This is a genomic window from Streptomyces sp. LS1784 (assembly GCF_020103755.1).
Lineage (GTDB): Bacteria > Actinomycetota > Actinomycetes > Streptomycetales > Streptomycetaceae > Kitasatospora.
On record NZ_JAHSQD010000515.1, the window covers coordinates 1 to 6,011 of the forward strand.

The following is a 6,011-nucleotide window of genomic DNA, read 5'->3' on the forward strand; positions in this document are numbered from 1 at the left end:
GTTACTCACCCGTTCGCCACTGATCCACCCCGAAGGGCTTCACCGTTCGACTTGCATGTGTTAAGCACGCCGCCAGCGTTCGTCCTGAGCCAGGATCAAACTCTCCGTGAATGTTTACTTGGCCCCGACATGAAGCAGGGCCGGTTCACACCCGCGTTGAGCGGCACGGCAACCACCGGAATAAGGCGGCCCCGCGCACTGCGTCCTCGCTAGTGTTATTTCAAAAGGAATCTCCAACCCCAGGAAACCTGAGGCCGGGGATGTCAACATATCTGGCGTTGACTTTTGGCACGCTGTTGAGTTCTCAAGGAACGGACGCTTCCTTCGGACCGCCTTCCAGCGGGCCCTCCGGGCTTCGTTCTTTCGTGTTTCCAGCCTATCAGACGCTTTCCGCTCCGTTTACCGGGGCTTTCCGCTTCCGACTTGCTGGTGTCGCCCAGAACCTGGCGCCCTGTTCGACGTTTCAAACCCTAGCCGACCTCCGCTCCGAAAAGCGAATCCGGCCGCAATCCGATTAAATGAACACGCCACATTCAGACCGGGTCGCACCTGCCCATGACAGATCCGCCCCAGCCCGAGCCGGGAAGTGTTGGTTCAAAGGATTGGCCACCCCGGGACCGTCCACGCCGACGCGTGTCCGGTGCTCCCAGTCGAGCGACTGGGAGACAGTACTCCTCCTCGGCGCCCGAGACAAACGCCCTGCACGAAGGGCGCCGGCACCGTAGAAGGAACGCCGCCCCTGTGGGATTGTTCGTGCGTCCGATGACGAGTCCTGAAGATGAGTGAAGAAGGCCGGGGCGGCATGGGTCGGGGAGACCGGGATCGCTGGACGAGGTCGGGCGTCAGGTTGCGTCGCGTCTCCCGGTATTGCCACGCTGCCGTGGCCTGGGCTGACGCCCACTTCGACGGCGTCTACCGGGCGCGGTGGACGCCGGATCGAGAACCCGGAAGCGCTACGGGCGGCGTTCGCCGATCTGATCGTCCTGCTGGAGGGCGGCACCCGGTAGCCCGCCCAGTTCACCACCTCACGGGCGGGCGCCGTCGCCGACGGCGTCCCCCCAGTGGTCCCCGTGGACCGGGCCGCGGACGCCGGCCGGCCGGCCGGGCACATTCGCAGAGGGCACCGGCCGCCGGCGCCGAACTGCGCCTACAGGTCCACGACTTCAGGATCACGCCCTGCGCTCGTCGGTCGACGGCCCCGGGGCGTTCCCAGGGGCCGGGCCTCCGGGTGAGCAGGCGGTCGCCTACTTGAACAGGCGGTCACCACTGGTGGCCATGCGATGGGTCCCGCTGTGGCGGTTCACCCAGTCCCGGACCAGGTTGACGGCGTTGGCGCACTGCCAACTGTTGTCGTACTCCCGCACGCCGGTGAAGGCGCCGTAGCCGGCGATGATGCCGTCCACCTGCGCGTCGCCCAGCAGCTTGTCGACGTACCAGGGGTCGTTGTAGGTGGTCGTCCAGGACAGGGTGGCCGCGAGCCGGCCGGCGGCCCGGTCGGCGGCTCCCTTCTTCAGTTCCGCGCAGGTGTTGTAGGTGGCCTCCGTGCAGTTGCCGAAGCCCTTGGTGATGTCGCTGTCGCCGTAGTCCATCGCCCGGCGGCCGGTCGGGAATCCGGTGCCGGACTTGGCAAAGGCACTCTGCACCTGGTCGCGGGTTCCGGTCGTGGTGATGCCCTCCAGCGGGCCGAGCTTGCCCTCCAGGCTCTTCCAGCCGCGGCCGCCGACGTCCGGGGTGCTGCCGCCGTGGTACTCGTAGAAGCCGTAGAGCACCTGGATGCCGGCGGCCGTCAGCCGCTGGGCCTTGTCGCGCAACCCGGCAACGCTGCAGGTGCGGTTGGGCTCCTCGCCGCAGTAGTTGGGGTCCTTGATGTCCAGCCAGACCAGCGACAGCCGGCGGCCCGCGTTGGCGTTGGAGATGATGCGGTCGAGCATGCTGTCGAAGCTCGGGCCGAGCCGGTTCTCGCCGGCCGAGGAACAGTCGTGGTAGGCGCGCCACTCGTTCGGGTTCCACCAGGCACAGACGTCGATCTCGATGGCGTTGGCGCCGTGGTTGATCGCGGCGTCCACGCCGTCCAGGGTGTCGACCCGGTGCGCGATGGCGTAGATCGGGTGACGCTGGTCGGCGGCCGCCGCCGGGGTGGTGCCGAGCGCGGTGGCACCGACGATCCCGCACAGCGCCGCCGCCAGCGCCGAGAACGTTCGCGCGCGGGCGCCGTGCCTGAGGTGAGCGGTCAAGGGAGGCACTCCTTCTTGTTGGTGCACTGACAGGACGATCCCACCAACTGCGCCTTGACGTGCGGTAAACGGGCCATAAACGACATCCGGGGGAAAGCGGTGAGGACACCGGACCGGTCGGCCGTCAGCCGAGCGGCGACAACACCCCGCGGACGTCGGAGGAGTACGCGGCGAGGCCGGGGGCGCTTGAGCAGGCCCGCCACGTCGTCGAACCCCACGGGGCGTGATCGTGTTAGCGTCCCTCGGATGTCGAGGATTCTGGTCACCGATCTGGACGGCACCTTACTCGGCGGCACCCGGGACGACCGGCGCCGATTGCGCGACGCCCTGGCCCACCACCCCGAGGTGACCCTGGTCTTCGTCACCGGGCGCGGGCTGGCCTCCGTCCGTGAGGTCCTTCGCGATCCGCTCGTCCCGCGGCCCCGGTGGATCATCGCCGACGTCGGTGCCACCGCCGCCGACGGTACGGACTTCACCCCGGTCGACCCGGTGCAGGAACACCTGCGGACCGGCTGGCCGGGCCCGGACCGGGTTCGCGCCGCGCTGCGCCGCTTCCCCCAGCTCGGCTATCAGCACGGCGTCGTCCAGGACGGCCGCTGCTCCTACCACCTCGCCCCCGAGCGGCTCACCGACGAACTCACCGCAGCCGTCGAGGCCCTCGGCTGCACCTGGGTGTACTCAGCGGACCGATTCTTCGACGTCCTGCCGCCGGGAGCGTCCAAGGGCAACGCCCTTCGGGCCCTGGCCGGGACGCTGGGCTGGAAGCCCGACGAGATCCTCGTCGCCGGCGACTCCCTCAACGACCTCTCGCTGTTCCGGGCCGGCACGCACGCGGTGGTCGTCGCCGGAGCCGAACCGGCCCTGCTCACCGCCCTCACCACCCACGCCGACAACCCGCTCCTGCATCGCCCCGGCCGGGCCGGGGCGGCCGGCATCCACGCGGTGCTCCAGGAACTCGGCTGGCTCGCCCCCGGGCCCGAGCCCACGTGCTCCGGCCCCGAACGCGCCACGGGTCGGCACTCCCTCGTGGTGGCCTACCACCGCCCACCGCTGCACTGGAACGGCGAGAGCTGGCAGCCGCCCAGCAGCCCCAACGGCATCCTGCCCACCCTGACCAGTGCCTTCACCGACGGCCTGCCGGGCGTCTGGGTCACGGCTCTGGTCGGCGGCGACCTGTGCGGCGACCGCCCGCACCCCACCGGGCTGCCGCTCTCCCCCGTACCGCTCGACGAGGACACCTGGACCGGCTACTTCCACCGCGCCTGCAAGGAGACGCTGTGGCCGGTCCTGATGTCCGAACCGGGCCGGTCGGTCTTCGACGAACGGGCCTGGGCCGACTACCGGACGGTCAACGCCCGCTTCGCCCGCCACATCAGCGCACAGGCCGCGCCCGGCGCCACCGTCTGGCTCCACGACTACAACCTCTGGCTGGTCCCCGGCGTGCTGCACCGCATCCGGCCCGACCTCAGGACCGGGATCTTCCACCACACCCCCTTCCCGGCCCCGGACGTCTTCGCCACCCTCCCGGTCGCCGCCGAACTTCGCAGCTCACTGGCGCGCCTCGACTGGGCGGGCTTCCACACCGAGGACTTCGCCGGACACTTCCGCCGCACCCTGGCCGGCCTGCCCGATCCGCCGCGCACCGGCGTCCACCCGCTCGGGGTCGACCGGCCCGCCGTCGAGAGGCTCGCCCGCCTCCGTGTGCCCCACCGCGATCCGGCCGTCGGCCGAGTGGTGCTCTCGGTCGAACGCCTCGACTACGCCAAGGCCCCGATCCAGAAGGTGGAGGCCGTCGACCACCTGCTCTCCCGTCGGCCCGGGCTGTGCGACCGGCTCACCTTCCGGCTGGTCTGCCCGCCGCCCGAGCCCGGCATCACCGCCTACGACACCACCCGCCATCGACTCGAACAGCGCGTCTCCGAGGTCAACTCGCGCTGGCAGCAGGGTACTTGGCAGCCGATCGACTACCGCCCCCGCAGTCTGTCCACCGTCGAGGTCGTCGACGAATACCTGTCGGCGGACGTGCTCTGGGTGACCTCGCTCCAGGACGGGATGAACCTGACCGCCAAGGAGTTCATCGCCGCCCGGGCCGCCCTGCTGCACCGTGACGCGGAGCCGGGAGTCCTGGTCCTCTCCCGCCACGCCGGCGCCGCGGCCGAACTCGGCGGGGCCGCCCTGCTCACCGATCCGCACTCGCCCGAGGACCTCGCCACCGTCCTGGCCCGCGCCCTCGACCTCGCCCCCGCCGAACGCCGGGCCCGCATGGCGCGGCTCGCCGAACTCCTCGGTCGAGAGCGGCCCGCGGACTGGGCCGCCCGGATCGTCCACGCGATCCGCAGCACCTCCGCCACGCCGCCGAGGGCCAGGCCATCCGCCCACCCGCGCCCGGAAACCGCGGGGTGGCCCTGAGCCGAAGCCACCCCCGGCGGCGGCCCCGGTCAGTCGAACCGGCCCTCGTCGTGTCCGGACGCGGCTGTCCGATGGAGGGGCTCCGGACGGCACGGTCAGGAGGCGGGGGCCGGACGGACTCGGCGGCCGACAGACGTGCCCGTCAGCGCCTCGGACCGGCCACGGCGTACAGCGCGCTGCCGGTCACCAGCAACGCCACCGCGGCCCAGGTGGACGCCTCCGTGCCGGGGGGAAACGTCATCCAACCGACCGCCTTCCCCACGGTGTTGGGCGGCAACGGCGGGGCGAGGACGGAGAACGCGAGCCAGCCGGTCGGTAGCGTCCAGGCGAGGTGCGCCCCGCAGAGCACCGCCCCGAGCGCGGCCAGGCCGACCAGACCCGCACTGTCCCGGACGACGACCTCGGTGGGGACGAACGTCGGGCCCACCGCCTGGACCGCCAGCAGCGCCGCACCGGCGACCGCGCCGATCAGCACCGTGTGCGCCGCCCGGCGGGGCACCCACCGGATCGCGGCCGTCCGGTCCAGTGCGAGGTCCTGCCCGCCGAACCCGACGGAGCCGGCCGCCACACTCGCGGCGAGCACGAAGAACGCGGTCGGGTCCATCGCATCCGTCGCACCCGTACCGTCGCCCCGGGTGAAGGCCCACACCGCCAACGCGACGAGCACGACCGCGGCGGCCGACGTGGGCACCTGCCGTGAACGCGCGTACAGCATCAGCCACCTCATCGCGACGCGCCTCCCGCCGGCACCTCGCGCAGCCTCGCCGTGCAGGAGAGGGCGGCGGTGCGCAGCTCGGCGATCCGCGAGCGCTGCTCAGCGGGCGCCAGCCCCTTCAGCTCCCGCCAGGCGGCGTCGGCATCCGCCCAGGTCCTGCGCGAGTACTCGTCGGTGGCCCGCTCCTCCATCGGCCGGAGGGTGGGGTCACCGAGGGCCCAGCTCACGGCGATGCTCCGGAGGGCGGCGTCGTCCTGTCCCCCGCCCTCCCGGGAGGTGCGGGCGTGGCAGCTCGGTGCCAGTCCCTGGGCGACCAGCGCGCGGGTCAGGTCCTCGCCGGACGCGTCGACGAACAGCTGCTCGTCGAAGTCGACCAGCACCGCGTCACCGGGGAGTGAGCGGGGATCGCCGAGCGCGCGCAGCGCGGTGTCCTCCCGCACCGAGGTCGGTGCCTTGTCGCCCAGGACGTCGTGCAGCACGCGCAGCGCCTCCCGGCCGCGCGGCGCGAGTTCGGCCAGGTGCGACCGGCTCGCCTGCGTCACGCACACGGGCCCGTCGCACACCAGGGCCGCGGCGGCCTTGTCGACGACGTAGCTGTCGCGGGCGGCGGCCGGCAGGACCAGCAGGGCCACGGCCGCGCCGGCCAGGGCGGG

Annotated in this window: 3 protein-coding genes, 1 rRNA gene and 1 pseudogene; 1 reads left to right on the forward strand and 4 read right to left on the reverse strand. The window is 71.9% G+C overall.

Annotated elements, in window-relative coordinates:
* Positions 1–111 (reverse strand): 16S ribosomal RNA (locus tag KS423_RS36350); the annotation flags it as partial.
* 1,133 nt (positions 112–1,244) lie between these two features.
* Complete coding sequence (locus KS423_RS36355; protein ID WP_224284013.1) at positions 1,245–2,234, reverse strand: phospholipase; 990 nt, start codon at positions 2,232–2,234, stop codon at positions 1,245–1,247.
* 246 nt (positions 2,235–2,480) lie between these two features.
* On the opposite strand from KS423_RS36355, the gene KS423_RS36360 reads away from it, so the two are divergent.
* Positions 2,481–4,643, forward strand: coding sequence for an HAD-IIB family hydrolase (locus KS423_RS36360; protein WP_224284014.1), 2,163 nt, complete (start codon positions 2,481–2,483; stop codon positions 4,641–4,643).
* A 142-nt stretch (positions 4,644–4,785) separates the two neighbouring features.
* On the opposite strand, the gene KS423_RS36365 is transcribed toward KS423_RS36360, so the two are convergent.
* Together KS423_RS36365 and KS423_RS36370 are read right to left on the reverse strand one after the other, a co-directional pair.
* Positions 4,786–5,370, reverse strand: coding sequence for a hypothetical protein (locus tag KS423_RS36365; RefSeq protein ID WP_224284015.1), 585 nt, complete (start codon positions 5,368–5,370; stop codon positions 4,786–4,788).
* A pseudogene (locus KS423_RS36370) lies at positions 5,367–6,011 on the reverse strand (hypothetical protein); the annotation flags it as partial. The pseudogene KS423_RS36370 and the gene KS423_RS36365, both read right to left, overlap by 4 nt.

Coding starts and splice junctions, on each gene's coding strand:
- KS423_RS36365 (WP_224284015.1), bottom strand. CDS start 5,370: ATGAGGTGGCTGATGCTGTACGCGCGTTCACGGCAGGTGCCCACGTCG.
- KS423_RS36360 (WP_224284014.1), top strand. CDS start 2,481: ATGTCGAGGATTCTGGTCACCGATCTGGACGGCACCTTACTCGGCGGC.